Raw genomic sequence first — 26,870 nt, 5'->3', positions numbered from 1 at the left:
ACTTGATTTTCAAAGCCGTTAGCAAAACCTAGCGGCTTTTTTATATTTTTAAGCTACATGAGCCACATTTCCGAAAACCACATTGAGCTGCTAACCATCCAACGCCTTGAACAATTAGGTTATTCGTACATCTATGGCCCAGCTATTGCACCGGATAGTGAAACTCCTGAACGGGAAAGCTTTGAGCAGGTGCTCTTAACCGTTAGACTGCAAAAAGCGGTACAAAAGATTAACCCATCCCTGCCTGCCACAGCACATACAGAAGCCGTCCGTGAAATACAACGCATTGCATCGCCGGAGTTACTGACCAACAACGAAACCTTTCACCGTTATCTTACCGAAGGTATTCCCGTAAACAAACGTGTTGATGGCGATGATCGTGGCGACCGTGTATGGCTCATCGATTTCAACAATCCGCTCAACAACGAATTTGTAGTTGCCAACCAGTTTACCATTATTGAAAACAACCACAACAAACGGCCCGATGTAATTGTGTTTGTAAACGGTATTCCATTGGTGGTAATGGAACTGAAAAATGCAGCCGATGAAAATGCAACAATTAAATCGGCCTGGCAGCAGATCGATACCTACAAGGCTATGATTCCTTCGCTGTTTATCTACAATGGTTTCAATATTATTTCCGACGGGCTGGAAGCAAAAGCAGGTTCTGTTTCGGCTGGCCTTAGCCGTTATATGGCATGGAAATCGGCCGATGGTAAAGCAGAAGCATCACACTTAGTAAGTCAATTGGAGACATTGATTGCAGGAATGTTGAATAAAGAAACCCTGCTTGATATTATCCGTCACTTTATTGTGTTTGAAAAATCGAAGAAGGAAGATGGAGCAACTGGCATTACAACGATCAGTACAGTAAAAAAACTGGCGGCTTATCATCAATACTATGCTGTGAACAGGGCTGTAGAAAGTACGTTACGGGCATCTGGTTTTATTGAACCCACCCCTAACCCCTCCCGAGAGGGGAATGCGTTTCAGAACGAACATCTTTTACAGGAATCCCCTGAAAGCTATGGTTTACCTGCTGTAAAGCAACAACCTGTCGGCGATCGTAAAGGTGGAGTTGTATGGCATACACAGGGAAGCGGCAAATCTTTGTCTATGGTATTTTATACCGGTAAGATCGTATTGGCCATGCACAACCCAACGGTGTTGGTGATTACAGATCGTAACGATCTGGATGATCAGCTGTTCGATACGTTTGCTGCATCCAAACAACTCTTGCGGCAGGAACCTGTGCAGGCCGAAAACAGCAATCACTTAAAAGAGTTGCTGAAAGTGGCAAGTGGTGGTGTAGTGTTTACCACCATTCAGAAATTTCAACCCGATGAAGGGAATGTGTATGAAACATTATCGGAACGCAGTAACATTATTGTGGTGGCTGATGAAGCACATCGTACCCAGTATGGATTTAAAGCAAAAACAGTTGATGAAAAAGATAAAGCAGGAAATGTAACCGGTAAGAGAATTGTGTATGGCTTCGCCAAATACCTGCGTGATGCATTACCCAACGCTACCTATCTTGGTTTTACGGGCACGCCAATTGAAAATACAGATGTAAACACACCGGCAGTATTCGGTAACTATGTGGATGTATATGATATTGCACAGGCAGTGGAAGATGGCGCAACTGTTCGTATTTATTATGAAAGCCGTTTAGCCAAAGTAAGTTTAAGTGAAGAAGGAAAAGAACTGGTGAAAGAAGTAGATGATGAATTAGACCAGGAAGAATTAACCACTACACAAAAAGCAAAAGCCAAGTGGACACAGTTAGAAGCATTGGTGGGAAGTGAAAAACGGATTGCCAATATTGCCAAAGATATTGTTACACATTTTGAACAACGGCAACAGGTGTTTGAAGGAAAGGCCATGATTGTAACCATGAGCCGACGTATTGCTGCTGAATTGTATGCTGCCATCATTGCATTAAAACCTGAATGGCACCACAAAGATTTAAACAAAGGTGTGTTGAAAGTGGTGATGACATCTGCATCATCAGACGGTGCAGCTATTTCAAAACATCATACCTCAAAAGATCAGCGTCGCTTACTGGCCGACCGTATGAAAGATCCGGGTGATGAATTAAAACTCGTGATCGTAAGGGATATGTGGCTTACCGGTTTTGATGCACCGAGTATGCATACACTGTACATTGATAAACCAATGAAGGGACATAACCTGATGCAGGCTATTGCAAGGGTGAACCGTGTGTATAAAGACAAACCCGGTGGTTTGATAGTTGACTATCTCGGTATTGCTTCAGATTTAAAGAAAGCACTCTCCTTTTACTCTGATGCAGGTGGCAAAGGTGATCCTACAATTCTACAGGAACAGGCTGTAGAACTGATGCAGGAAAAACTGGAAGTAGTATCACAAATGTTTGATGCCTCTCCGCCAAACAGTAAGCGTTTTGCGTATGAAGATTATTTTGATGCTGATACATCACGCAAACTATCGTTGATACTTGCAGCAGAAGAACATATACTTGGTTTGGATGATGGCAAGAAACGATACATCAACGAAGTAACTGCTTTGTCAAAAGCATTTGCTATTGCAATACCACATGATGCTGCAATGGATGTAAAAGATGAAGTTTCTTTTTTCCAGGCAGTGAAAGCAAGGCTGGCGAAGTTCGACAGCACAGGCACAGGACGAACCGATGAAGAAATTGAAACCACCATCCGACAAGTGATTGATCAGGCCTTGGTATCAGACAAAGTGATTGATGTGTTTGATGCAGCTGGCATCAAGAAGCCGGATATTTCCATTTTATCAGAAGAGTTTCTGCTTGAACTGAAAGGCATGGAGCATAAGAACATTGCCTTGGAAGTATTACGCAAGTTGCTGAACGATGAATTAAAATCACGCATTAAAAAGAATCTTGTAAAAAGTAAAACATTAATGGAGATGCTGGAGAACAGCATAAAAAAATATCATAATAAAATTCTTACAGCAGCAGAGGTAATCGACGAACTCATTAAACTGGGTAAAGACATTACCAATATGGATAAAGAAGCTGCCGAATTAGGAATGACTGATTATGAATATGCGTTTTATACGGCAGTTGCCAATAACGATAGCGCCAAAGAGTTAATGACAAAAGATAAACTCCGTGAACTGGCTGTTGTATTGTATGAACGAGTAAAAGAAAATGCATCCATCGACTGGACCATCAAAGAAAGTGTAAAAGCAAAATTGAAAGTAATTGTAAAGCGCACACTTCGTCAATTTGGTTACCCCCCTGATATGCAACAACTCGCTACAGATACAGTCTTGAAACAAGCGGAGTTGATTGCAGGAGAAATGAATAAATAGACCAGGGACGATAGACGACTGACTACCACCACTCATCACTCATTACTCATTACTCACCACTCTCGCCTACCCACTAACAACTACCGGCTAACAACTACCGGCTAACAACTACCGGCTACCTCTTCCTGTACTTCTCCAATTGTGCTTCCACTAAATTTTTAGGATAATAAATTTTCCCGCCGATCTGCAGAAAAGGGATGATGCCGTTCTTTCGCCAGGTAACAAGTGTGCGGTTGCTGATATGAAAGAGTTGCAGAATATCCTGTTTATCGTACATAGGTTCATCCAATGTAATGGGCAGCTGTGGTTGTGGTTCGTGTTTTTCCATGCAAGTTGTTGGGTTAGTATGTGAAAAGTAAAATAAGCAGCACGTTTTGTTTTTGCAAGCGTTGCAACACGTTAACTGCTGTTTATGCCTGAGAAATTTATAAACGGGTTAATACAGGCATAACTGCTTCAGACCATGGCTGCAGCCTGTTCGTACCTGCTTCGTACCACGTTCGCATTTTGCAAACCGTGATCCGAAGCAGGTACGGCAATGGTACGAAGCAGGTACGGACAAGATAATGCCTGGATGTGCCACCCAAACGGAATGCAAAACCATGCAACTGTATGCAATCCTGTGAAGGCTGTTGCAATTGCATGCAAAACGAAACACACATATACCAAACAGGGAGCCTGCAGAGTTTTATTATCTGCGGCTGCCCTGCACTGTTAGCGCTGCAGAAAAGGGTAGTTGCAAAAACAATTTTTCCAAAACCTTTAAAAACAACCATCATGGCTATCATGAACAAAGGGATCTTAGGTCCCATCAGTGGTACAGTAGGTACCGTAATTGGCGGCAGCTGGAAAGGTATCAGCTACCTCCGCAGCCAAAGCACAAGCCGCCGTACCAGTTTTTCACAACCGCAGCTTGAACAACAGGCAAAGTTTTCAACCACCATGAAATTTCTGCAACCAATGACGGGTTTGCTCTCTACCAGCTTCCGTGAGTTTGCTGTAGAGATGAGTGGTTTTAACAATGCCATGCGTTACACGCTCAAAAATGCAATAGCGGGTGCCTATCCTGCTTACACAATCGACTATGCATTGGCGCTGGTAAGCCGTGGCGATTTGCCCAACGCAGGCAATCCTTCGGCTACAAGTACGGTAGCCGGCACCGTTAGTTTCCAATGGACAGACAATACCGGTGTTGGTCGTGCACAAAGTACGGATACCAGTATACTGGTGGTGTATTGTCCTGCACGCAACCAATGTATTTACACTACTGCCGGTGCTGTGCGGAGTGCAGGTGCCGATGCATTTGCTGTAAGCAGTTTCAGCGGTGAACAGGTGCATACATTCATTGGCTTTATTTCGGCCGATGGAAAGAACATTGCCAACAGTATTTATACAGGTGCACTAACGGTGCTGTAAGAGTGCTTTTTTACAACCAACCAAAAAGGCTGCCGGTGAGGGCAGCCTTTTTTTTGGTGTTTACAAGAACATTAACCTGCAAATAAATCTTAATCAAACAAATCATTCAACCAATGTTTCTTATGGTGCTTGTAGGCATGTTGCTGCTGTTTATAGTCATTACTGTAATTGGCAGCGGGTGGCGGAACGGCAGTGTTGCTGCTTTTTTCACTTGCCACTACTTTGTCGATTATCTTGTCGAGCTCACCTCTATCCAGCCAAATGCCTCTGCAATTGGGGCAATAATCAATTTCAATATTCTGTCTTTCCGACATTACAAGATCAACAGTTGAACAAACCGGGCATTTCATGATCATCAATTTTTTTTATTATTATTAATAATTACAAATTTACCTCTTCCTGCTTTTGCAACATGTGTGGCACAGTTGCGGCAACGGGTTCATGAGGTTATATTCCTGTTAAATACATGAATAAAAAACTGCAAAAAGAATACCAGCTGCCTCCCGGATAACTGGGAATAAAAAGATTGACAACCGCCAATGAAGCTTTGTTGAACCTATAGGTTTGCAACAAAAATCCAACTCAACAATAAACTCCAAACAAATGCTTGCCGGCTTAGTATTAATCGTTATTTTCAAGCGGTTTCAACTGCTCGTATTTACCAACCGCATTCAGAAATTAGCGACCCCGTGATGGCTATGCTGCGAAAACTATATTATTTAATTGCCGGTACCGACAAAGCGTTTTCTTTTGAACAAAGGATCTTTAATCTTACCAGCTTTGTTCTTGCTGTTTTTTCCATACAAGGCACAGTCTTTAATTCTATCCTGGGCCTACACCCCACCACTATCATATTGGGCATAACGGGGGCATCACTTACCCTGCTCACCTTTTACCTTTCACGTTTCAGGAAACTGTTTAACCCGGCTTTGCTGATCGGGTTTACTCTTGCAACAATTATTGTACTTGGTCCTTTGTTTTTTTATAATGGTGCATCGCTGGGTCCAACCATCTATTTAATGGTCATGATTCTTACAGCCCTGCTGTTAATTTCGCCGCCGGGCATGCAGTTATTCTTTTATGTTATGTATGCTGTATCGATCATTAGTCTGTTAGTGATTGAATACTATAATCCTGAATGGATCATCCCCTACAACACCAATGCACAGCGTATTGCTGATTATGCAATATCGCTTTCATATACATTATTTTTTACAGCTTTAGTGATCTGGTTGTTTCGCCGCAGTTACGATCGAGAACAACGCACTATTATGCTGCAGAAAAAAGAACTGGAAACTTTGTATGCCGATGCGCAGGAAAAGAACATTTACATTCAGTCGCTTATTCGTGAACTGCATCATCGTGTAAAAAACAACCTGCAGGTGGTATCAAGTTTAATGAGTCTGCAATCGAACCGGGTGGAAGATGAACATGCAAAAACAGCACTGCAGGAAAGTAAAACAAGAGTTGATGCCATGGCCATGATCCACCAGAAACTATATGTTGATAACGAACTTGCTGCTGTTAACATGCAGGATTACTTACAACAACTCACATCTTCATTGGCGGGTAGTTTTGGTTTGCCTGCATTTGCTGTAGAAACCACCGTGCAGCTTCCCAATCCATCAATGAATATTGATCGTGCAGTATCAATTGGACTTATTGTAAATGAACTGGTGACCAATGCCTGTAAACATGCATTTAAACAAACAACTCATCCAAAGCTTTATATACAACTGCAGCAAACAGGTGATGAATTACAACTCAGCATTGCCGATAACGGCATTGGGTTAAAAAATAATAATGAAGCAGAAAGCGGTTTTGGCCTGAAACTCGTAGATATATTAGTGAATCAGCTTGACGCCTCGATGAAAGTGACTAATAAACAAGGTACCAGGTACACTATACAAATGAAAACAGAATGATGACGAATAACAGTATACTGATTGTTGAAGATGAATTGATCATTGCAAATGGCATTGCAGAACTCTTGACGGAAGAGGGATATGAAGTGATGGGGATTGCTAAATCAGCGGCAGAGGCGTTGCTCATCTGTCGCAGGGGCAATACATTTCCTGCTGTTGTATTATGCGATATCAATATCAAAGGAGATATAAAAGGAACTGAGCTTGCTTTACAATTAAAAGAAGAATTTGATGCAGAGATCATTTTCTTAACTGCTTACAGCGACAGCAGAACATTGCAACAGGCATTTGCAGCCGATCCCGTCATGTACCTCGTGAAACCTTATAACGATACGCAATTACTGGTGGCAGTACAAATGGCCTTTCATAAATTCATCAAACGTCAAACGGCACGTAGCTATCCGAAGCTTGATCTTACTGATAGAGAAAAAGAAATTGCACGTCTTATTGCAGAAGGACTCACGTCAAAGCAGGTCGCACGCCAACTCTTCATCAGTATTGAAACAGTGAAGACCCACCGCAGGCGCATGTTGCAGAAAAATAATATCAGCAACTTTCCGCATTTGGTGTATATCATGAACAGGGAGAGTTAATGAATCAATTGCGTTAACTGCCACTCGCATGTTAAACTGTTCTGCTTTTTGGAAAATTTATTCTTTGATGATTTGTGCATCACCAGCTATTACAAGATTTTCCTGAAGTGGATTGCCTTTATAATAAATGCGGCTCTTACCCCCTGCGGTTGCACTCAGCCATTGCAGCGTATGTAGTTTTATAGTTGATTGGCTGCTGGCAACAGCGGTTCCTTTTATCACCGGCGTTTGGTATGCATCGATCTTTGCGGCGCCTGCTGTTTCTGCTTTTAGTTCACCTGCTATGCCATTCACGGTTATTTCTGAAAGACTGGATGCAAGCAGTTGAAACATGGGTGCATTCATTTTTAGATACAGCTTACTTTCTCCGCTTGTTTCCACACGCACAGGAATTGTTTCGGTAAATCCTTCCACAGTAATATTGCTTTCACCTGCAAACACCATATCCTGTAAAGCAGGCATGGTGATGGTTATAGTTCCTTTCCTTCGCCGTAAATCGAAATGAGGATAGTCCATTAATAATAACTGATCAAATACTTTTACTTCCAGCTCAGCAAGGTCTCGTTCTGTACCTGTTATACGCACACTATAATTGGCACCTTGTGTAACATGTATATCAAATTCACCGGCAATTTCAAGCTTGTGAAAATCACGAACGTTCAACTCTTTTGTAATAATGTTGAATCCTTCTTTTTTACAGGATGAAACTAACAGACCAATGCAAACAACTAAACAAAAACCGATGAGGTTTCTTTTCATGATAATAAGGTTTATTGCTTACATAAAGCAGCAACAAAAATGCAACATATAATGAACCCCGGCAATCACATAAACGTGTGTGTTAAATGATGTAATACAACGAAAATTTATTTTTTATAAGAGATTATTTTAAAACTTGCCTTACTTTTTTCATATTTCAAAAAATTACTATCTTATCGCATCAAAACCTTAACTGTATGAGTAAATCAGCACCAAACAATGGTTATGTTATTTCGTTTTTAACCCTGCGTAAAACTGTAGGCATTTTAGGTATGGCTTTGCCTTTTGTGCTGCTACTTGGTTATTTTTTGTTTGAGAAAGGTTGCAAGTTTCCTCCCAGCATCAGCCACTTTTATTACACAGATATGGGCAACCTGTTTGTAGGTGTACTCTGTGCGGTATCGCTGTTTCTCTTTGCCTATAATGGTTACGATGAAAAAGATAAATGGAGTGCTAAGCTTGGTGGCTTGTTTGCTGCATGTGTTGCCATGTTTCCTACAGATTACAATAGTTATGCAGCGGTTGATTGCTCACGCATGGCACGTGTTGAAAATGCATTCTTCAATACTATGCACTATGGGGCATCGGTATTGTTATTTCTCACCTTTGCCTATTTTACGTTGTTCCTGTTTACAAAAACAAAACAAACAGGCGATGTAAAAGGAAATAAACGTACCCGTAATAAGATCTATATTACCTGCGGTATTGTTATTGTTGTAAGTATTTCGGGCATTGCGCTGATAGGTATTGTTCCAAAGTGGTACGATGCGTTGGCACACCTGTACCCGATTTTTGTATTGGAAACAATTGCGCTTCTTGCTTTCGGCTATTCCTGGCTTATTAAAGGAGAAACATTTTTTAAAGACGAATGAGCATCAAAATAAAAAATCCCTGCAGGTTCATTGGAACATTTACATCCATGAACCTGCAAGGAAAAAAAAGGAGAATTTATTTCTTTTCAAACAAACTATCTACCAGTTGCTGATCAAAATGATCATCGAGTTTACCGGTGATATTGTGATAAACTGAACTGATAAATAACGTTTCAGCAGCGCTGAATACTGCAAAGCTGAGGAAACCTGCCACAATACCTAAGAACACAGCAACGTACACGTTGATATACATCGCAATTAATACAACCGGCACAGCAAGTATCAATAACACTAATGTTTGAATTAAACCAAGACTGAATGTTGATGCCAGACTTTCGCCCCACTTTTCTTTCATCAGTTGTGCAGAACGTTTAAATGCTGAGACAGGTCCGTGGTTCTCGTATGCAATAACCGGCACTACAAAGAAGGTGGTAACACCCCACACAATACCTATTAAACCTGTAATAAACTTCCCAATGATACCTGAGTTCTCCTGGATTACTTTCAGGATTGTGCCCACTGTTGCTGCAAACAAAGCCCAGGAAACAATAGCACCAATCCTGCTCATGCTGAATCTTAATCCTGCACTTACAGTAGCTTCTTCGCCATTGAAATAAAGTTTACTGCAATGGATAAGTGCCATATTAAAGAACACAACAATAAAATAGTTCACGAAATAGAAAACAAAGAGCATTAGATAATTCAGCACTTGATTTTCTGTTTGAATAAATTCAACATCCCATCCTGCAGATGCAAAAATACCGAGGACAAATACGCCTATCACCAGTATCAATGAAAGGGAAGAAAGAATAGGAAAAATAATGAGTTGCTTGTTTTTCTTTAAAATAGAAAAACTGTTTTGGGTAATTCTCCACCCGTTACTTAAACGATCAAAGAAGCTCATATGGATAATTTTTGGTTGATTAAATATAACCAAACGGTGAGAAAACCTCTTGTTTGAAGGCCTGTATTATTAACTGATGAGTGTTTACCCGTAACTGCGTTGTTTCTGCCATAAACTGTGCGGCAAATTATCTGTAATGTTGCAACAATAAACACATCATCACATGAACTTTCTCGGCAATCTTATCTGGCTCATATTTGGCGGTCTCTTTGCTGCACTTGGTTATTTATTCGGAGGCATTATATTATGCGTTACCATTGTTGGTATTCCGTTCGGATTGCAGTGTTTTAAACTCGCAGGCATTGTGTTATGGCCTTTTGGCAAAAAAGTAGTGAGTGACTCGTCACAAACGGGTTGCTTATCGGTATTCGCAAATATTATCTGGATCATCTTTGGTGGTGTTGAAGTGGCACTTACGCATATCATCATGGGTGCATTACTGTATATCACAATCATTGGCATTCCCTGGGGAAGACAGCATTTTAAACTACTTGAAATTTCGTTGATGCCCTTTGGTAAAAGGGTGGTTGATGCTGCCTAACTTTGCAGTTCAATTATAAAAACAGTATGAAATATCCATAACTATCACCGGCTATATATTTCAAAACAATGCCGTATTTATGGATATTCTATGTGACAAATACAACAAATAAAAAAGAACACATGAAATGAGCCACGACAATATGAGTCGGCTTTCTTAATGATTATATGGCGAATTCTATATGGCAAAAAAAACAATAATAAAAAACATATGAAAAAAGTTTGGCTTATAACAGGTTGCTCTACCGGTTTTGGAAGAGCATTGGCAACAGAGGCATTGGCGCAGGGTTTCCGTGTGGCAGTGGCAGCACGTAAAACGGAAGATGTGCAGGATATTGTTTCAGCTTATCCCGATACTGCCATTGCATTAAAACTGGATGTTACAGTTCCTGAGCAGATCAAAGCTGCGGTGGCAACTACATTAGAAAAATTCAACCAGATTGATGTATTGGTGAACAATGCAGGCATTGGTTATTTTGCTGCAATTGAAGAAAGTGAAGAAGCAGAAGTTCGTCGCATGTTCGACATCAATTTCTTTGGCCTGGCGAAAATGACGCAGGAAGTATTACCGCAAATGCGCAAACAAAAAAGTGGTCATATTCTCAACATCTCTTCTATTGGTGGTTTACGTTCGTTTCCTGGTATTGGATTTTACAACGCAAGTAAATATGCAGTTGATGGATTAAGCGAATCGTTGCACAAAGAAGTATCCCCATTGGGCATTAAAGTAACCATCATTGCACCAAGTGGTTTCCGTACCGATTGGGCAGGACGTTCAGCAAAAGACACCAGTGTAAAAATTGATGATTACGCTATAACCGCAGGTAAAAACGCTGGAGACATACGTGGATACAGTGGTAATCAACCTGGCGATCCTGTACGTGCAGCAAAAGCAATGATCGATGTAACAGAAACAGAACATCCCCCATTACGTTTGTTATTGGGCGCTGCAGCATTAAAAGGCGCACGAATAAAAGTAGAAGAATTGAAACGTGATTTCGAAACATGGGCAGCCGTAAGTGAAGCTGCCGATTTCCCAAAGGAATAAATTCTGATAATAACTTAATGACAAACCCTTTCTGCCTCAAAAACAAAAAGGGTTTCTTTTTTTAGAAATGTTCTGTTAGCATTTTTTGCAAAAGCATTTCCAAAAAATTATAGATAAAGAGTTTATACAAAGTAAAAAAAACACTCCTGACCACAATCAGTTTTACCATTTTCAAATATTTGTACCTTCTCATACTTTCCCACCCATATACATCTCCGGCTCTTGCAGACTCCTTTTTTTCTTCATACCCAAAGTCAACACATTCCAAAACCAAAAACATTGTAGTATGAAACAAGCACTCCCAAAATGGACAGCTCTTCTATTTCTTCTCTTGTTCCTGAACCAGAGTATTGCACAGAAAAAAACCATGACATGGACCACTTCATCAAAAGAAGCAAGGGAAATTGCCGGAAAAGGTGCAGCACACATGATGAACATTGAATTTGCACAGGCTTACCAGAAATTTGAAAGGGCTCTCGAACTTGATCCCGATTTTACAGTTGTATTGGCTTTAATGGCTAACCTCAGCAATGGAGAAGCAAAGAAAAAATTTGCAGAACGTGCTTTCGCCACTGCAAAAGACAAAACAGAGGGCGAACAATTATTTGTAAAGCTTGTAAACCCTGATAACAAACAAGCCGACAATCAAAAAATATGGGCCGACCTGTACAATATGTTTCCTGATGGAAGTTTTATTGGCTTCTTTTATACCATTTCAAGACCAACGCCTGAAGAACAGTTTACTGCTGCTCAGGATTACCATAAAAAGTTTCCTGACGTAGCGCCAATTCATAACATACTTGGCTACATGTATCTGCAGGTGAAAAAAGATAATGCTGCGGCTAAACAGCATTTTGAAAAGTACATCGAACTATACCCAACCGGCTGCAACCCGTATGATTCATTTGGAGAATATTATTTTATTACGGGTGATATGGACAATGCCCAGAAGTATTACCGCCTGGCTTTGGAGAAATATCCCTTTAATACGAGTTCAATTGAAAAACTGAATGAAATACGACTTGCAAAATCAAAAGCAAAAGCTGATTAACATTATAAGCACAGCTGGCCTGTAAGAACTCCTGATAGCTTTCCTGTAGAAGCCCCGATATTTTTACGGGGCTTTTTTAATTATTCCATGACAGTACTACATCTCTACCCAGGCGGATGATGAGAATGCTGATCACCAGCAGAAAAACATAACGGATAAATACATTGCCTTTTAATATTGCTGCCTTGCTGCCAATGTATGCACCAAGCATATTAAATAACATCATGGGCAATGCAATTTTAAATACAACAGCCCCATTCATTAAGAATCCGATAAGCGAAGCAACATCTGCTATTGCATTTACAATTTTGGAGGAAGCCGATGCATGCAGAAAATTTAAACCCGCAACACTAACAAATGCAAACACCAAAAGACTTCCGGTACCCGGGCCAATAAAACCATTATAAAATCCAATGACAGTACCTATAGCAGCACAAACAACCAGGAATTTATTACCGCTGTATTTTACTGCATGAATATGACCAAGGTCTTTCTTCATGAATGTATAGACAGCAAGTACAACAATGATGCATAATAAAAGTGGTTTGAATACTTCAGGTTTGATCAACTCCATCACAAATGTTCCGCTGAAAGATGCTATGGCGGCAGTAATACCTGTTGCTATAACCACACCGGTATCAACACCAATCATTTTAATGTATTGAAATGCAGCAACACTTGTGCCCGCAAGTGAAGCAAAGCGGTTGCTGGCAATTACCTGCACATGCGATAATTCAGGAAAGAGAATCATCAGCAAAGGCACTTGCACAAGACCACCGCCGCCAACAACAGCATCAATAAACCCTGCAAACAAGGCACCTATGCAAACAAGCAGATACATCCACCATTCAATCATGATTGCAAAGTAAAGGAGAAAGAAATTATTGCTTGAAACGAATCACTCAACAAAAGATTACAATAACATTTGCGCCACTACCCAGTTCTGGTTTTAGAAGACAGCCCATATTTATTCCTTTTATAAAAATCATTCAGCAACTAAGTGAAAACACGTATGATTTGATGATACATTTATAAAAGAACGCTAAAATTTCACCCTAAAGGAGTATTTGTGCGCATACCCCACCCCGTTACTTTTGCCCGAACTCCGGGTAATACCGGTTTTATTACCCATTCAATCACTAAACCCAATTCTATGTATTACAAATCATGTATCCGCAAGCTGGGACTGCTGTTATTATTTATATCTGGCAGCTTTTCTTTATCAGCACAACGAAAAGATGTTTCCGTTTCTCAATTCGATCCACGCTTTACAGTAAGTGTTCAACGTTACTGGTCTTCACTTGGTGGCAGCGAGGAATATTATTTCTATGTTCAGAACAACACCAGTGAAGAATACAGCATGGTGGTGAATGTAACACTCAACCTTGCGTGTGTTGGTACGAAAAACTTTACACTCGGTGTAAATAAAGTTGTGTGGCTGAAACCAAATGGGCGTTTTACACCCGAAGGAGATTGGTCGCATATCTACACAAGTGGTGCTGACAATTTTAAAAACTGCCGCTTAGCCGATGGCAAGTCATTTACATTATTGCAAGGCATCAGTTATACGGTCAGCAATCTTACCAACGTAACACAGCAAAAAGCTGCGGAAGAAAAAAAGAAAGCAGATGAAAAGCTGGCTACGGAAAGAAAAGCTGCAGAAGAAAAGAAAAAGCGTGAAGAAAAATTAGCTGCAGAGAAAAAAGCTGCAGAAGAAAAGAAACAAAAAGATGCAAAGGCAAAAGCTGAGCAGGAGAAAAAAGAAAAAGAAGCGCAATCAAAAACATCAGCAACCACAACCAATGAAGGTGAAACTGAAAGTGGTAACAACGCAACCTCGTCAACAACAAAGGGTGAATCTTCTGGCACTTCAAAAGCTGAGCAGGAATACAATGCAAGAGAAGAGGCAAAGAGACAGGAAGAAGCAAGGCTAAAAGCAGAACAGGAAGCAAGAGATCAACGTCAGCGTGATTATGATAACTGGAAACAGAATGCAAATGAACAACGACGACAGGCCGAGGCAACTGCCGCAACGGCAAGCGTAAGTTTATTATTCATTGTTGGCACCTGGATTTATAATGATAAGATGGGCAGAGTAAATCCTGACTTTGTATACAATAAACCGGAGAACAAAGGAAAACTGAAACTTAACATGTCGGTTGAATGGGGCTACTCCATGAGTTATGCACCGGTATTATTTGCAAGCGACCGATCAACCATGATCAACGGTAACACTGTATCTTCAAAATCGTTAGAGAACAAACAGATTTATACTTTAAATCTTGATGTGAATCTGAAGATTGGAGCAGAGCATGACAATTACGGAGGTTATGCATTTCTTTCGCCTAAAGCAGGCTTCAGTCCAATATTCGATGGTTACCAATTATCATTACTCAATTACGGCGCAAGATTATATGCAGGTACAAAAGGTGTTAAAGCATATGGTGAATACATGGCTGGTGAAAGGGTATTTTCTAAAACAGACAATGATCCTGAAGAAAGCGGAAAGGGAAAGCTGGAAATGAACTTTGAAAAGCTGGAGTATGGCATACGCTTTACCACCAAACCAAATGCTGATTATAAACGCAGCCATATTTCACTTGGTATGATCATGGAAAGGCTTGTGCCCGGAGGTATTGGAACTTACATCCATCCTGAAACAGGTTCAATGGTCAATGTTGGCAAATCGCCCTGGATACAAGGTTATGCATTTCAATGGAAGAAAGACCACACGTTTAATTTTTATGCCAACTATTACCCTGCTTATATTGTTGCAGGCGATGTATCCTATAACAATGGTGCGCCCAGTTCTGAATTGAAAAGCACACCAACAGGAAGTTTCTTTGAATTAGGTTTTATCCGTTCAATAGATTTCTGGTAGTCATCAAATTCAACATAGTCCACATCGTATTAAAAAGCTGCCCTTACCGGCAGCTTTTTTTAATACATCATTATTTCAGTTTTGCTAACTTGCTGCCTCATCCAATAATTTACTATGTATAAAATTCCCTTCTTCACGTTCTTTTTATTCATGATTGCCTGCGAATCAACCAACACCAAAGTTGTACAAAAAGCTGATAATGATTCCACCACTCTTGATACAGTTATTAAGACAGATACCATAACTAATCTTTCACCTATTCCTGAACGTTGGAAAGAAAAAGCAGCAGCAGGTATCGATTTTATTGCCACAGGAAATGAGCCATTCTGGAGCATTGAAATGGATGAACAGAAATTCATTCGCTATACCACTCCCGATGGCATTGAGCTAACCACTCCACCGGTGAAAGCTGTTAGCATTGATACTGCTACAAAACTTTACACAGCAGAAACAGATATGGGGAAACTTGAATTGCAGATCATGAACAAAGTTTGCATCAATGATATGTCGGGAGATAGTTCAGCCTACACGGTGCATTTAACCATCAAACTAAAGAAAGATGAAAAGCCGAGAGTACTTCATGGATGTGGTACTTCATTAAAGAAATGATCTTTTGTATGAGCTGAAATAAAAAGAGGGCGTTTTACAACGCCCTCTTTTACTTGTTGGCAAGTATATTATTTCAAATGATTTGATAAATGTTTTGCCATATCAAACATTGATACCTGTGCTTTACCGCCAAATACAGCTTTCAGTTTTGCATCAGCATTGATCATGCGTTTGTTTTTACTGTCCTGTAATTTATTGGCTTTGATATAAACCCAGATTTTTTTAACTGCTTCTGTACGTGGTACTGGCTTTGCTCCAATAACAGCACCAAGATCAGCACTTGGAGTGAGCGCTTTCATAAACGCCGCATTAGGTTTACGTGCCGATTTTTTCTTTGCTACTTTTTTCTTTGGAGCAGCTTTCTTAGCAGCTTTTTTAGGAGCGGCTTTTTTTGCAGCTTTTTTAGGAGCAGCTTTTTTCGCAGCTTTCTTAGGTGCAGCTTTCTTTGCAGCCTTTTTAGCGGCTTTCTTAGGAGCGGCTTTTTTTGCTTTTTTTGTTGCCATTTGTTTTAAGTTTTAGAATTTAAATGGATAATAGTAATTGTTAACAGAATGAATTTAGGATAAATTCTATTACCCAACAAGGATTATACACACATGATGTACACAATGTGAATAAGATGCTTTTTCATTGGGGAAATCGTACTTTTTTAATACTGTTTTTTAAGCACCAAACAGCGCTAAAACAGATGATGCCTGTGCTGTATAATGACCACCAAACAACACAGCATGTACCAGTACAGGATAAAGCTGTGTAAGCTGTAACCTTTGCTGCCAGCCACTTTCAAGCGGATAGTGGTATTGATAAGCCTCATAAAAACTGTGATCGAAACCACCAAACAAAGCCGTCATGCCAATGTCCATTTCTCTATGACCATAGTAAACAGCTGGGTCAATTAACACCGGAAGGCCTTTTTCATTGGGAAAATGGTTGCCTCCCCATAGATCGCCATGTAGAAAAGCTGGTTTTTCATTGGGAAAATACTGTTGAAGCTTCGTATATAAACGTTCGGCCTGTTGCTGCTGTTTATTGCCAAACAGTCCGGCTTCACTCAACACTTTAACCAATGGAGCAATACGATTCATTGCATAAAAACTGCACCAATCATCTTTAACTGCATTATGCTGCGGTAAGCTGCCAATGTAATTATCAACCGGCCAGCCGAATTGTGTGTGCGGTTGTAAATGCATTTCAGCAAGCGATTTTCCCAATGATGAATAATAATTTTTTGCCGGTGCGGCACGTTCGATCCATTGGAGTAACAGGTATTGCTGATTACCGGCAACACCTGTTTTTAATACATCAGGAATAATGCAATTGCTGTATTTCTTAAGCGCTTCAAGTCCATCTGCTTCCTTTTGAAACATCAATGGATACGCTGTTGATTCATTTACTTTCAGAAAAAAAGAAGCGTTTTTAGTCTGTATTTTGTAAGCCTGGTTAATATCACCACCTGTTACCGTTTGCGCTTGTGCATCATTTAAACCACATTGCTGAAAAATATTTTCCAGTGACGTGTTCATAGGAAAAAACGTTTAATGAGGCGAATCAGCATGCTCACAACAATACTCAGTAACAACATTGTTGTAAATGGAAAATAGAAACGAAAATTCTCCCTTTCAATACGGATATCACCCGGCAGACGGCCTATCCAACCCAACTTATCATGAAAAAAATAAATCATCACACCAATCAATACGATCAGTACCCCGGCAATAATGATCCATTTACCTGCTTCATTATTCATAATAGCTCAAACTTACAACACGCTAATTAAAAAAGCCCTCCGCAAATCCGGAGGGCTTTTAAACCACCACTTCTGACCACCTGTAAAACTATAAGTTCTTATTTTTTCCTTTTGCTTTACCACCGCTATTACCTTTTACTACCGTTGCTTTTTTTGATCCACCTGCATTACCATTACTATATTTAATGGTCTTCTGCTTTCCGGTTGCACCTTTGTACTTGGCATATTTTACTTTGTAAGTAGCATGTTTCAAATAAGGCTTTGGCTCATTTACCACTACTTTGTAGCCATTGTAAAGATTGTATGTGCGGTACCGGGATGGTAATCCGGCAGAATAGATCCATTTACCATTATTGAGATAAATGAATTGTTTGTTCGGCACATAGTAATAGGTCTCAATATCCGGCAGGTAATAATAATCAACATGCTGGTACCCGGCTGGGCCCCATGCAGGCTGTAATCCTAAATTAATATTGATCTGTGCAGCTGCTTTTTGAACAGTTGTTAAGCCGCCAATTAACAGCATTAATAAAATCATCTTCTTCATAAAAAAATCATTATTTCAGTCCTTATGGTTCAAAGTCAGTGCCAGAAATGATTTCCTGCCGGTTTCATAAGCGTAATTTGCTGTCAATGTGGCAAATAAACTGCAATTGGAACAGCAATTGAGCAAGGAGTTTCATTCGAAACAATAGCTAAAAACAAACCAGTATGATACAGGAAAAAGGAACCATTTCCATTAACACGGAGAATATTTTCCCCATTATTAAAAAGTTTTTATACTCCGACCATGAGATCTTCCTGCGTGAATTAGTGAGTAACGCTGTTGATGCAACGCAGAAAATGAAGCGTTTGGCAAGCCTTGGCCATTACAGCAAAGAGACAGGCGATTTGAAAGTGACGGTGTCAGTAGATGCTGCTGCAAAAACCATTACTATTTCAGATAATGGTATTGGTATGACTGCCGAAGAGATCAAAAAATACATTAACCAGGTGGCTTTTTCAGGCGCTACTGAGTTCATGGAAAAATTTAAAGAAGCGAAAGATGCCAATGAAATTATCGGCCGCTTTGGATTGGGTTTTTATTCTGCCTTTATGGTGGCTGAAAAAGTAGAGATACAAACACTCTCGTATCAAGATGGCGCCGTACCCGCCCGTTGGGAGTGTGATGGCAGTACCGAATTTGAACTTACTGATGGCACCCGTACAGAACGTGGTACCGATGTTATTCTTTACATCAATAGTGAATCGGAAGAGTTTTTAGAAGAACACCGAATCAGCAGCATCCTTGATAAGTATGCGAAGTTCTTACCAGTGCCTGTGCAGTTTGGTACAAAAGAAGAAAGTGTGGAAGATGGAGTTGATGAAGAAGGTAAAACGAAATATAAATCGGTGACTGTTGATAACATCATCAACAATACCAATCCTATCTGGACCAAAGCACCAAGTGACCTGAAAGATGAAGATTATCTTGATTTCTATCGTGAGCTTTATCCGTTCAGCGAAGAACCTTTGTTCTGGATCCATTTAAATGTTGACTATCCGTTTAACCTTACCGGTGTATTGTATTTCCCTAAACTGAAAAATGATTTTGAAGTACAGAAGAACAAGATCAAGCTCTTCAGCCGGCAGGTATTTATTACGGATGAAGTAAAAGATATTGTTCCTGAATTTTTATTGCTGTTACATGGTGTTATTGATTCGCCTGATATTCCGTTAAACGTAAGCCGTTCTTTCCTGCAGGCTGATAGCAATGTGAAAAAGATCAATAGCTACATCAGTCGTAAAGTAGCTGATAAATTAAGTGAACTCTTTAAGAAAGACCGCAAGGGTTATGAAGAAAAATGGAACGACATTGGTTTGTTTGTGAAGTATGGTGCTATTTCTGATGAGAAGTTTTACGAAAAAGCAAAAGACTTTTTGTTACTCACTAACACAAACAATGAACATTACACGTTAGAAGAATACGCTGCCAAAGTAAAAGATTTCCAGACCGACAAAGACGGTAAACTTGTTTATCTCTACACCATCGATGCAGAGCACCAACACAGTTTTGTGCAGGCTGCACAGAAAAAGAATTACGATGTATTGTTGATGAATTCACCAATTGATACACACTTTATACAGCACCTCGAAATGAAGCTGGATAAAACAAGCATGAAGCGTGTTGATGCTGATGTACCGGATAAGCTGATCGTTAAAGAAGATGCTCCGCAACATCAGTTAACAGAAGAAGAACGCAACAAAGTGAAAGCAGTGTTTGAGAAAGCCATCAACAATGCACACATGAAAGTGGAACTCGAAAGCTTACCTGCAGAAGCAATGCCTGTAACCATTACCATGGAGGAATGGATGCGCCGTATGAAAGATATGAGCAAACTTGGCGGCGATGGTATGATGGGCTTCTATGGCAATATGCCCGATAGCTACAATGTATCTATTAATGCCAATCACAAACTCATCAACAAATTATTGAATGCAGATGAAGCACAGCAAACATCCATTGCCAAGCAGGCATTTGATTTGGCATTGCTTGCACAGGGTTTATTGAAAGGCGCTGAGCTTACAGCGTTTGTGGAACGGAATGTGGAGGTGATTTAATTTTTCGAAATCGTAAATAAAAAGGGACGATGATTAGCATCGTCCCTTTTGTTATTTTAACATCGAAATTTAGTCCTTCCACTTAAATACAATCGTTCCGTTTTTCTTCTTATCGCTCTCCACCGTAACATTGTAAACCTTGCCACCTGCTGTAATACGCATTAAAGCCGTATTAGGGGGTGTTTTGCCAAGGTTCTCTGCAAACATCACCAAATTATTCTTTCTTCCTTTCAGTGCCTTTACATTAAGCGTAGTTACTTTATCGGTCAATTGTTTTTTGCTGAGAACAGGATAACTGTTGAAATAAACCGTGACACTATCACCATCAATTTCGCCATTATCAAACAATTCAATTTTGATCTCAGGCTTATCAATTTCAATGGTCTGGATCACATTGTTATCACGCTCACCTGTTTTCTTCTCTTCACCGGGCACATAATTTTCAGGCATCTGAATAGCAGTGAATACATTCGGCCCGTTCAACAATTTAGCGGCAGCCAGTTGAACATCCTTTACTGTTAGCTTATCAACATACTTTTCATAGTTCACAAAATAGTCGATGTTATTACCGGGGAATTTGCTTTCGGTAATAGCAGTTAACCAATCTTCATTTTCTTTGAGATCGATCTTGTGCTGCTCACGCCATTGCTGTTTTACTTTATCCAGGTTTTTCTGTGACGGGCCTTTTGTTGCAATCTCTTTGATTTCCTTGTTGATTGCTTTGAGTAATGTATCTGCTTTCTCAGGACCACAAGGCAACTGAACAGCAAATGTGTAGTTATCATACGGCTCACTTTCCAATGAACCAAAAATGCCGCCACCATAAATACCACCGATCTTTTCACGCAATTCTTCAATGATGCGGATGTTGAGCACTTCAGTTGCAGCTTCAGCTTTCAATTCCAGGTCCTGGCTGTAAGGCACTTCACCTGAATGTAGTTGAAGAATAAGACTACGTTCATCTTTTCCTTTCTTCACCATCAGATCCTTCTTGCCTTTTACCGGACGTACCTTGTTATCTACTGCAGCAAATTTCTTAGCTGTTGCTGGCAAACTGCCAATGTATTGTTCAATCAACGGAATGATCTCTTCTTCTTTAAAACTTCCGACAAAGACAAATTCCATACTGCCTGCATCACTGAATCGTTCTTTGTATATTTCAGCAGCACGCTTCAAATCGATTTTCGAAAAGTTTTCAGATTTTGGCAATGCAATTGGAGCGAGTGGATCATTATTGTACAACACGCTATAAAACGTATCAATAAATGCAAACTGCGGATTAGCGCTCATCATTGCATATTGTGATTTGTTTCGTTGCACATATGATTTGAACAACGATGTATCCATACGTGGACTTGTAAATGTTAACCACGTAAGTTGAAACAACGATTCAATATCTTTTACAGTTGAACTTCCACGAACACCTTCACTTGAGGAATTGATGTAAGGATTCACCTGCACGGTTTTACCAGCCAATACTTTCCGCAGGTCAACAGGGGAAAACGCACCAACACCCATCGCCTGAACTACAGCTACGGCATACTCAGCATTGTATTTATCAGCAGCATTATAATTATTTTTTCCACCCGGACGAACAGATGACATCAATATCTGGTCAGCTTTAAAATCAGTTGACTTCAATGTTACTTTAATGCCATTGCTCAACGTTAATTCAGTAGTGCCAAGCTTCGCATCCTTTTTCGTAGACGTTACTTTTCCTGCTTTAGGTTTGTTTTCTACCAATGAAGAAGCCACGGCTTTATCTTCATAAGGTTTTACATCAGCTTTTTCTGCAGCAGGGAAAAAGGCTAATATCTCTTCTTCAGTTGGCAACTTCTCTCCTGCTTTTGGTTCGGGCTGTGTGATGTAGGTGAAACGGTTGTCAACCCCTTTGATGTATTTATTCACCAACGCATTTACTTCTTCAATTGTAATACCGGGCAACAATTCTTTGACTTTCTCAAATTCGTATTCAATACCCGGCGTTGGATCTTTCTTCAAAAAGTAGTTCACATACTCATCAACATAATTCGCACTTTCTGTTTTATCACGGTTGTTATAAGTACGTTCGTAATTGCTGAGCGTTGTTTTCTTGCTGCGTTCCAATTCTGTTGCAGTGAAACCAAAACGTTTTACACGCTCCACTTCTTCAAGTAAAGCCTGTGTAGCTTTCTTTACATCGCCGGTACCAACGCCTGCATATACAGAGAACGCATCATACCCACGTGCATACGAACCAAAACCACCTCCGCCAAAATTGAACGGTGGATTTTCCTTTTGGGTGAGTTCCTGTAATCGTTGATTGAACATACGCAGGAATAAACTGCGGATGATGCTGTTACGGTAATCAGCAACCGTATTCATAGCTTCATACTTAAACACAGGATAGTTGATAGCAACTTCACTTGATGAAGCTTCTTTATCTGCAAGAATCATTACTTCGTTGGAAGCATATGGTTTTACTTCAGCATACTTGCGTTCACGTGGATTTGCTGGATTTTTGATACCGGCAAAATGTTTACGGATGAGTTCTTCAGCTTTCTCGACAGTAATATCACCAACTACAATTACCGCCATGAGATCAGGACGATACCAGTCTCTGTAAAAGCGACGGATGGCATCATACTTAAAGTTTTTGATGATGCTGTCTTTACCAATCGGCAAACGATCAGCATACAATGAACCTGCAAATAATGCAGGTAATATTTTTCGGAACATTCTTTCTTCGGCGCCTTTACCTAAACGACTTTCTTCCAGTATTACTGCACGTTCGCCATCAATATCGTCATTCAGGTTCGATACATTGTGTGCCCAGTCTTCAATGATCTGGAAACCCTTTTCAAGATTACCGGGTTTATCGATCGGGATGGGAAGAATGTACACTGTCTCATCAAAGCTGGTATATGCATTGAGGTCATTGCCAAAGCCTACACCAATTTCCTGGAGATAAGAAACGATATCATTCTTCTTGAAATTCTTTGTACCGTTAAAAGCCATGTGCTCCGTCATATGAGCAAGACCTAACTGATCTTCATCTTCATTAATAGCTCCTGCATTTACAACTAAACGAAGCTCTACTCTTTTTTCAGGTTTCTGATTAGGGCGAATAAAATACGTTAGCCCGTTTTCGAGTTTACCGGTTTTTACTTTTGCATCAAACGGTATTTTATCCGTTAGCTGCTGTGCAGTAGTTGCAGAAAAAACAAATAACAAGAATGAAAGAAAGAACAGGTGTGATCCTTTGCGTTGCATAGATAGAGTTTTAAGAACGTAAATATAAAAGTTTGATCTCAACAAGCCTGTTAAGAAGAGGAAAAGATGATGGATGGCTGCAAATAAAAAGCTCCCCGAAAACCGGAGAGCCTCGCTTTATAGTGAATGTAAGTTTTAAAGTGCTAAACCAACACCAAGCTGGAAGCCTGTTGTTTTCCATTTTTCCTGATCGCCAATATCATTGATATTATTCAAACCAATTGCATAACGGCCATATACTCTTACCCGCATAATGTTGAGTTGAGCGCCAAACAACATTGAAAAATCTCCGTTCTTGAATGCTTCTTTTCCATTGTCAAGAAAGGTCTTATCCTTATTCAACAAGATGCCAAACTGTGGGCCAGCCTGAAGCGATAATACTTTCGCCGGTTTGTACGTGAGCAACAAAGGAACACTCAGGTAATTCAATTGAGGATTTTTTACATTCTCATCAAGATTTTGATAAATCGCTTTGAATCCTGATGCAGTATCGGAATTGATCTGGTTCCATAATACCTCGGGCTGAATTGCGAATTTCTTTCCTAATGGAATTTCTGCAAATACACCAAGATGATAACCCAACTTATATTGTTCATCAAAACCTTTACCCTCGATCTTACCAATATTAGCACCCAGCTTTGGACCGATACGAAATTGTGCAAACGAAGTTGCTGATGCAGTGATTGCGACAAGAAGGATAACAAGAGACTTTTTCATTCGATTTGATTTTAGTTGTTCTAATAACGGCGAATTAAGTGCCAATCATTTTTTAAACGCTGTAAAAATATGTTAAGAAGAACCGTGCCAAAGTTTTTTAAAACATAAACCCTGTTTGCACACTGTACAATGCACTCCATTTATTTTCACCACTTAACAGGTAGTAATCAAAATACACCTGCGGGTTCAGAAAAAATTTACCAATATACCAACTGGCATCAAGTTGCAACCCTACTGATTGAAACTGGAAAGCACTTTTCTGAGAATACGTTTCAGAATAGTTACGACTACGATCAAGTAAGCGTCGTTGACGAATACTTCCTTTTGAATCAATGGTTACGTTACTTCGTGAACCAATGATCATCAATGTTGATTGCAGATTGAAATAATCTTTCTTGCCAATACCATCCAGCACCTGGTTATAACGCACATAAGGAATAAAAGACAGATCCCTGATGAGCACATCAGATGTATCACTCACATAATAGTATTGTGTTACCAGCTGGTTTGTCAAAGGCATTCGTATCTGTTGGGAATCGAGGTACTGCAATGTTTCACGGTAACGGCCACCCGAAAACCCAAGCATCGCACCACCTTGTAATTTGTTTTTGCCAAACTGTGCATATGCCAACACATCATTATCATAGGGTGATGATGCATTTACAAATTCCTTCTTACCAAAAAATCTCGTGTATGATATACCGTAAGAAGAATTTTCTCCTTTCAGGTAATCGTAAGAAAGTGTAATGGCATGTTGCAGTAACTCTGTTTTGCCTTTTTCGACCAGTAAGTAATTGTTGTAAGTAATGCCTAACCCTGTTTTATGGTAATATCCAATTGTGGGTGTAATACTGAGATTGGTTGCAGACTGTTGCGCATTCAACGCCACGTTACGCACACTGAACTGTGTGTTACCAACACCAAGTGACAAAAGCAAATAACTGCGTGGAGCTTTCAGCGAATCATACAGATCGAGAAATGCGTCGATCTCCCTTTCCAGAGAGTCGACATTGATCGAAGTAGAATCAGTTTTTGTTTCCTGCGCATTTACAGAAAAGAAACTACAGCAGATCGTCAGAAACAGAATAAGCGGTTTCAGCATAAAGGAATAGGGCGGTTGGTTGCAAACCATAGACCAACCTGCTGCAATATAGTTTAATGGAGCTAAAAAATCAGCTAAGCTCTATCAAAGTGATCTCGGGCAAAATACCCACTCTGCCGGGGTAACCGATGAAACCAAAGCCACGGTTTACATATAATTTCTGCTGTGCTTCCTCATACAAACCGGCCCATTGCTTATACACATATTTTACGGGGCTCCAGCGGAAACCTGGAATCTCCACGCCAAACTGCATGCCATGCGTATGACCTGCGAGTGTGAGTGCAATATCTTTAAACTCCGATGTTACTTCTGCATTCCAATGCGAAGGATCGTGGCTCATGAGTATTTTAAACGGAATATCTTTTGCCGCAGCATGTGTTTCAGGCAATTTACCAAACGAAGGGAAATTGGCTTTAGCACTCGTATTATCAACTCCAAGTATCGCTATCTGTTCACCATCTTTTTCCAACACCACATGATCATTGCTGAGTGTTTTCCAACCTAACCGTTTGTGCACATCCACTACTCCTTTAGCATTGGCCAGTTGCTTCGCTCTCACTTCTTCTTTTGTGGCACCTGTAGGAAACCCATAATCATGATTACCCAATGTTGCATATACCCCATGCGTGGCTTTCAATTCAGAGAAAACATCCATGTATTCTTTCATCTCTTCAGCACTATAATTCACAAGATCACCAGTAAACAATACAACATCCGCCTTTTGTTCATTGATCTTTTCAATGCCTTTCCGCACTGCTTCTTTATCTGTAAAACTTCCGCTATGTATGTCACTCACATGTATGATCTTAAACCCTTTGAATGCGTTGGGCAGTTGCGAAAAACTCATCGCAATTTTTTGGAGGTTGTATTTGTACTTATTGCCAAATCCATACAAAAGCGAGGTGAATAATCCGCCACCAACTGCCAAACCTGCCCAGCTTAAAAACATGGAACGTGTAATACCTGTTCCGGTGCCAGCAGTCTTCGGGTTCCAGCTCGGGAAAATAAAACTACCTGCCCATTGAACCACTCGGCGCACATCATCCACCAAAAAGAAAGCACTGGCCAGGAGTTTGGCTAAAAACAAACCTATCACCACGGCAAACGCATAGGTACGCAAGAGTTTGTGCCAGGATTCGTAGTTCGTAAACGTAATACTCAGCATCAACGCAAATGAAAGTATGCTGATGCCCCAATAGGTTGCAAACACGATCAGGCGTGTGCGGGGGGCCCACGTATCGGCTACTGCACGCAGTGCCTGGAACACATAAATGTCAATCAGTAAAAAAATGATCAGAAATATCCAAGAACCGGCTAAACGTCGCATAAGTTTCAAAATTGAGAAATAAATCAAACACCCAGCTGTTAAATTTCAAACAGTTAGGTAAGTTTCAGTATAACATCGGGGGATAAGTATTGTTCCCGAATATTAGCCTGAAACCTTATTTTTGTCAGGATGGCATCAACTGTGTTTTTCCACACAAGTTTTTGTTTTTCAGTTTGATCAAACCCGTTTTACCGAG

24 protein-coding genes are annotated in these 26,870 nt (G+C 40.1%); 11 read left to right on the top strand and 13 right to left on the bottom strand.

Going from position 1 to position 26,870, the window contains the following annotated elements; genetic code table 11:
* Positions 1-57: 57 nt before the first annotated feature.
* Positions 58-3,330 (top strand): type I restriction endonuclease subunit R, encoded by a 3,273-nt coding sequence (locus WG954_RS12115; protein ID WP_340436796.1) that lies wholly within the window; start codon positions 58-60, stop codon positions 3,328-3,330.
* Between the two features lie 115 nt (positions 3,331-3,445).
* Here WG954_RS12115 and WG954_RS12110 read toward each other — a convergent pair whose 3' ends face one another.
* Positions 3,446-3,658: a helix-turn-helix domain-containing protein gene (locus WG954_RS12110; RefSeq protein WP_340436794.1), complete on the bottom strand. Its 213-nt coding sequence runs from the start codon at positions 3,656-3,658 to the stop codon at positions 3,446-3,448.
* Positions 3,659-4,107: 449 nt separating this feature from the next.
* On the opposite strand from WG954_RS12110, the gene WG954_RS12105 reads away from it, so the two are divergent.
* Positions 4,108-4,746, top strand: a complete 639-nt coding sequence (locus tag WG954_RS12105) for a DUF6266 family protein (protein ID WP_340436792.1) — start codon at positions 4,108-4,110, stop codon at positions 4,744-4,746.
* A gap of 89 nt (positions 4,747-4,835) precedes the next feature.
* Here WG954_RS12105 and WG954_RS12100 read toward each other — a convergent pair whose 3' ends face one another.
* Complete coding sequence (locus WG954_RS12100) at positions 4,836-5,096, bottom strand: TFIIB-type zinc ribbon-containing protein (protein WP_340436791.1); 261 nt, start codon at positions 5,094-5,096, stop codon at positions 4,836-4,838.
* Between the two features lie 348 nt (positions 5,097-5,444).
* On the opposite strand from WG954_RS12100, the gene WG954_RS12095 reads away from it, so the two are divergent.
* Both WG954_RS12095 and WG954_RS12090 read left to right on the top strand, forming a co-directional pair.
* Positions 5,445-6,671 carry a sensor histidine kinase gene (locus WG954_RS12095; protein ID WP_340436789.1) on the top strand — a complete coding sequence of 409 codons (1,227 nt, stop codon included), beginning with the start codon at positions 5,445-5,447 and terminating at the stop codon, positions 6,669-6,671.
* On the top strand, positions 6,668-7,264 hold the full coding sequence (locus WG954_RS12090) for a response regulator (protein ID WP_340436787.1): 597 nt from the start codon (positions 6,668-6,670) through the stop codon (positions 7,262-7,264). Before WG954_RS12095 ends, WG954_RS12090 begins: the two co-directional genes overlap by 4 nt.
* A gap of 57 nt (positions 7,265-7,321) precedes the next feature.
* On the opposite strand, the gene WG954_RS12085 is transcribed toward WG954_RS12090, so the two are convergent.
* Complete coding sequence (locus WG954_RS12085; RefSeq protein WP_340436785.1) at positions 7,322-8,023, bottom strand: GIN domain-containing protein; 702 nt, start codon at positions 8,021-8,023, stop codon at positions 7,322-7,324.
* A gap of 197 nt (positions 8,024-8,220) precedes the next feature.
* Between WG954_RS12085 and WG954_RS12080 the strand changes: the two genes are divergently transcribed.
* The gene (locus WG954_RS12080) at positions 8,221-8,895 is read left to right on the top strand and encodes a hypothetical protein (RefSeq protein ID WP_340436784.1); all 675 of its coding nucleotides are present in this window, start codon (positions 8,221-8,223) and stop codon (positions 8,893-8,895) included.
* Between the two features lie 76 nt (positions 8,896-8,971).
* Here WG954_RS12080 and WG954_RS12075 read toward each other — a convergent pair whose 3' ends face one another.
* Positions 8,972-9,799 (bottom strand): DUF6159 family protein, encoded by an 828-nt coding sequence (locus WG954_RS12075; RefSeq protein WP_340436782.1) that lies wholly within the window; start codon positions 9,797-9,799, stop codon positions 8,972-8,974.
* Positions 9,800-9,962: 163 nt separating this feature from the next.
* Between WG954_RS12075 and WG954_RS12070 the strand changes: the two genes are divergently transcribed.
* From WG954_RS12070 to WG954_RS12060, 3 genes are all read left to right on the top strand, one after another.
* The gene (locus tag WG954_RS12070; protein ID WP_340436780.1) at positions 9,963-10,340 is read left to right on the top strand and encodes a YccF domain-containing protein; all 378 of its coding nucleotides are present in this window, start codon (positions 9,963-9,965) and stop codon (positions 10,338-10,340) included.
* A gap of 210 nt (positions 10,341-10,550) precedes the next feature.
* Positions 10,551-11,387 carry an oxidoreductase gene (locus WG954_RS12065; RefSeq protein ID WP_340436778.1) on the top strand — a complete coding sequence of 279 codons (837 nt, stop codon included), beginning with the start codon at positions 10,551-10,553 and terminating at the stop codon, positions 11,385-11,387.
* Between the two features lie 286 nt (positions 11,388-11,673).
* A complete protein-coding gene (locus WG954_RS12060) occupies positions 11,674-12,438 on the top strand; it encodes a tetratricopeptide repeat protein (RefSeq protein WP_340436776.1) in 765 nt (254 codons plus the stop codon).
* Positions 12,439-12,514: 76 nt separating this feature from the next.
* Here the strand turns inward: WG954_RS12060 and WG954_RS12055 are convergent, their stop codons facing one another.
* The gene (locus tag WG954_RS12055; protein WP_340436774.1) at positions 12,515-13,294 is read right to left on the bottom strand and encodes a sulfite exporter TauE/SafE family protein; all 780 of its coding nucleotides are present in this window, start codon (positions 13,292-13,294) and stop codon (positions 12,515-12,517) included.
* Between the two features lie 297 nt (positions 13,295-13,591).
* Between WG954_RS12055 and WG954_RS12050 the strand changes: the two genes are divergently transcribed.
* Positions 13,592-15,319, top strand: coding sequence for a hypothetical protein (locus WG954_RS12050; RefSeq protein ID WP_340436772.1), 1,728 nt, complete (start codon positions 13,592-13,594; stop codon positions 15,317-15,319).
* 114 nt (positions 15,320-15,433) lie between these two features.
* Positions 15,434-15,928: a COG3650 family protein gene (locus WG954_RS12045; RefSeq protein ID WP_340436770.1), complete on the top strand. Its 495-nt coding sequence runs from the start codon at positions 15,434-15,436 to the stop codon at positions 15,926-15,928.
* 68 nt (positions 15,929-15,996) lie between these two features.
* On the opposite strand, the gene WG954_RS21640 is transcribed toward WG954_RS12045, so the two are convergent.
* The 4 genes from WG954_RS21640 to WG954_RS12025 all read right to left on the bottom strand — a co-directional run bounded on the left by WG954_RS21640 (position 15,997) and on the right by WG954_RS12025 (position 18,222).
* Positions 15,997-16,431, bottom strand: coding sequence for an SWIB/MDM2 domain-containing protein (locus WG954_RS21640; protein ID WP_445298454.1), 435 nt, complete (start codon positions 16,429-16,431; stop codon positions 15,997-15,999).
* Between the two features lie 159 nt (positions 16,432-16,590).
* Complete coding sequence (locus WG954_RS12035) at positions 16,591-17,451, bottom strand: fructosamine kinase family protein (RefSeq protein WP_340436769.1); 861 nt, start codon at positions 17,449-17,451, stop codon at positions 16,591-16,593.
* Complete coding sequence (locus WG954_RS12030; protein ID WP_340436768.1) at positions 17,448-17,675, bottom strand: DUF2905 domain-containing protein; 228 nt, start codon at positions 17,673-17,675, stop codon at positions 17,448-17,450. Before WG954_RS12030 ends, WG954_RS12035 begins: the two co-directional genes overlap by 4 nt.
* A gap of 88 nt (positions 17,676-17,763) precedes the next feature.
* Positions 17,764-18,222, bottom strand: coding sequence for a hypothetical protein (locus WG954_RS12025; RefSeq protein ID WP_340436767.1), 459 nt, complete (start codon positions 18,220-18,222; stop codon positions 17,764-17,766).
* A gap of 164 nt (positions 18,223-18,386) precedes the next feature.
* On the opposite strand from WG954_RS12025, the gene htpG reads away from it, so the two are divergent.
* Positions 18,387-20,276, top strand: coding sequence for a molecular chaperone HtpG (htpG, locus tag WG954_RS12020; RefSeq protein WP_340436765.1), 1,890 nt, complete (start codon positions 18,387-18,389; stop codon positions 20,274-20,276).
* Positions 20,277-20,345: 69 nt separating this feature from the next.
* On the opposite strand, the gene WG954_RS12015 is transcribed toward htpG, so the two are convergent.
* The 4 genes from WG954_RS12015 to WG954_RS12000 form a co-directional block, all read right to left on the bottom strand.
* The gene (locus WG954_RS12015; protein ID WP_340436763.1) at positions 20,346-23,528 is read right to left on the bottom strand and encodes a M16 family metallopeptidase; all 3,183 of its coding nucleotides are present in this window, start codon (positions 23,526-23,528) and stop codon (positions 20,346-20,348) included.
* A 135-nt stretch (positions 23,529-23,663) separates the two neighbouring features.
* Positions 23,664-24,245: a porin family protein gene (locus tag WG954_RS12010; RefSeq protein ID WP_340436761.1), complete on the bottom strand. Its 582-nt coding sequence runs from the start codon at positions 24,243-24,245 to the stop codon at positions 23,664-23,666.
* Positions 24,246-24,342: 97 nt separating this feature from the next.
* On the bottom strand, positions 24,343-25,347 hold the full coding sequence (locus WG954_RS12005; protein WP_340436759.1) for a hypothetical protein: 1,005 nt from the start codon (positions 25,345-25,347) through the stop codon (positions 24,343-24,345).
* A 70-nt stretch (positions 25,348-25,417) separates the two neighbouring features.
* The gene (locus WG954_RS12000; protein ID WP_340436757.1) at positions 25,418-26,674 is read right to left on the bottom strand and encodes a metallophosphoesterase; all 1,257 of its coding nucleotides are present in this window, start codon (positions 26,672-26,674) and stop codon (positions 25,418-25,420) included.
* Positions 26,675-26,870: the final 196 nt, after the last annotated feature.

The sequence above is a fragment of the Lacibacter sp. H375 genome (assembly GCF_037892425.1).
GTDB lineage: Bacteria > Bacteroidota > Bacteroidia > Chitinophagales > Chitinophagaceae > Lacibacter.
Note: the sequence above shows the minus strand (reverse complement) of the source record. Positions and strands in the feature narration are given on the sequence as shown.

What these genes read in the sequence shown, in the direction of transcription:
- WG954_RS12000 (WP_340436757.1), bottom strand. Translation starts at nt 26,674, where the DNA reads ATGCGACGTTTAGCCGGTTCTTGGATATTTCTGATCATTTTTTTACTG.
- WG954_RS12025 (WP_340436767.1), bottom strand. Translation starts at nt 18,222, where the DNA reads ATGAAGAAGATGATTTTATTAATGCTGTTAATTGGCGGCTTAACAACT.
- htpG (WP_340436765.1), top strand. Translation starts at nt 18,387, where the DNA reads ATGATACAGGAAAAAGGAACCATTTCCATTAACACGGAGAATATTTTC.
- WG954_RS12090 (WP_340436787.1), top strand. Translation starts at nt 6,668, where the DNA reads ATGATGACGAATAACAGTATACTGATTGTTGAAGATGAATTGATCATT.
- WG954_RS12045 (WP_340436770.1), top strand. Translation starts at nt 15,434, where the DNA reads ATGTATAAAATTCCCTTCTTCACGTTCTTTTTATTCATGATTGCCTGC.
- WG954_RS12015 (WP_340436763.1), bottom strand. Translation starts at nt 23,528, where the DNA reads ATGCAACGCAAAGGATCACACCTGTTCTTTCTTTCATTCTTGTTATTT.
- WG954_RS12005 (WP_340436759.1), bottom strand. Translation starts at nt 25,347, where the DNA reads ATGCTGAAACCGCTTATTCTGTTTCTGACGATCTGCTGTAGTTTCTTT.
- WG954_RS12095 (WP_340436789.1), top strand. Translation starts at nt 5,445, where the DNA reads ATGCTGCGAAAACTATATTATTTAATTGCCGGTACCGACAAAGCGTTT.
- WG954_RS12050 (WP_340436772.1), top strand. Translation starts at nt 13,592, where the DNA reads ATGTATTACAAATCATGTATCCGCAAGCTGGGACTGCTGTTATTATTT.
- WG954_RS12110 (WP_340436794.1), bottom strand. Translation starts at nt 3,658, where the DNA reads ATGGAAAAACACGAACCACAACCACAGCTGCCCATTACATTGGATGAA.
- WG954_RS12010 (WP_340436761.1), bottom strand. Translation starts at nt 24,245, where the DNA reads ATGAAAAAGTCTCTTGTTATCCTTCTTGTCGCAATCACTGCATCAGCA.
- WG954_RS21640 (WP_445298454.1), bottom strand. Translation starts at nt 16,431, where the DNA reads ATGGCAACAAAAAAAGCAAAAAAAGCCGCTCCTAAGAAAGCCGCTAAA.
- WG954_RS12070 (WP_340436780.1), top strand. Translation starts at nt 9,963, where the DNA reads ATGAACTTTCTCGGCAATCTTATCTGGCTCATATTTGGCGGTCTCTTT.
- WG954_RS12100 (WP_340436791.1), bottom strand. Translation starts at nt 5,096, where the DNA reads ATGAAATGCCCGGTTTGTTCAACTGTTGATCTTGTAATGTCGGAAAGA.
- WG954_RS12105 (WP_340436792.1), top strand. Translation starts at nt 4,108, where the DNA reads ATGGCTATCATGAACAAAGGGATCTTAGGTCCCATCAGTGGTACAGTA.
- WG954_RS12085 (WP_340436785.1), bottom strand. Translation starts at nt 8,023, where the DNA reads ATGAAAAGAAACCTCATCGGTTTTTGTTTAGTTGTTTGCATTGGTCTG.
- WG954_RS12115 (WP_340436796.1), top strand. Translation starts at nt 58, where the DNA reads ATGAGCCACATTTCCGAAAACCACATTGAGCTGCTAACCATCCAACGC.
- WG954_RS12035 (WP_340436769.1), bottom strand. Translation starts at nt 17,451, where the DNA reads ATGAACACGTCACTGGAAAATATTTTTCAGCAATGTGGTTTAAATGAT.
- WG954_RS12075 (WP_340436782.1), bottom strand. Translation starts at nt 9,799, where the DNA reads ATGAGCTTCTTTGATCGTTTAAGTAACGGGTGGAGAATTACCCAAAAC.
- WG954_RS12055 (WP_340436774.1), bottom strand. Translation starts at nt 13,294, where the DNA reads ATGATTGAATGGTGGATGTATCTGCTTGTTTGCATAGGTGCCTTGTTT.
- WG954_RS12060 (WP_340436776.1), top strand. Translation starts at nt 11,674, where the DNA reads ATGAAACAAGCACTCCCAAAATGGACAGCTCTTCTATTTCTTCTCTTG.
- WG954_RS12030 (WP_340436768.1), bottom strand. Translation starts at nt 17,675, where the DNA reads ATGAATAATGAAGCAGGTAAATGGATCATTATTGCCGGGGTACTGATC.
- WG954_RS12065 (WP_340436778.1), top strand. Translation starts at nt 10,551, where the DNA reads ATGAAAAAAGTTTGGCTTATAACAGGTTGCTCTACCGGTTTTGGAAGA.
- WG954_RS12080 (WP_340436784.1), top strand. Translation starts at nt 8,221, where the DNA reads ATGAGTAAATCAGCACCAAACAATGGTTATGTTATTTCGTTTTTAACC.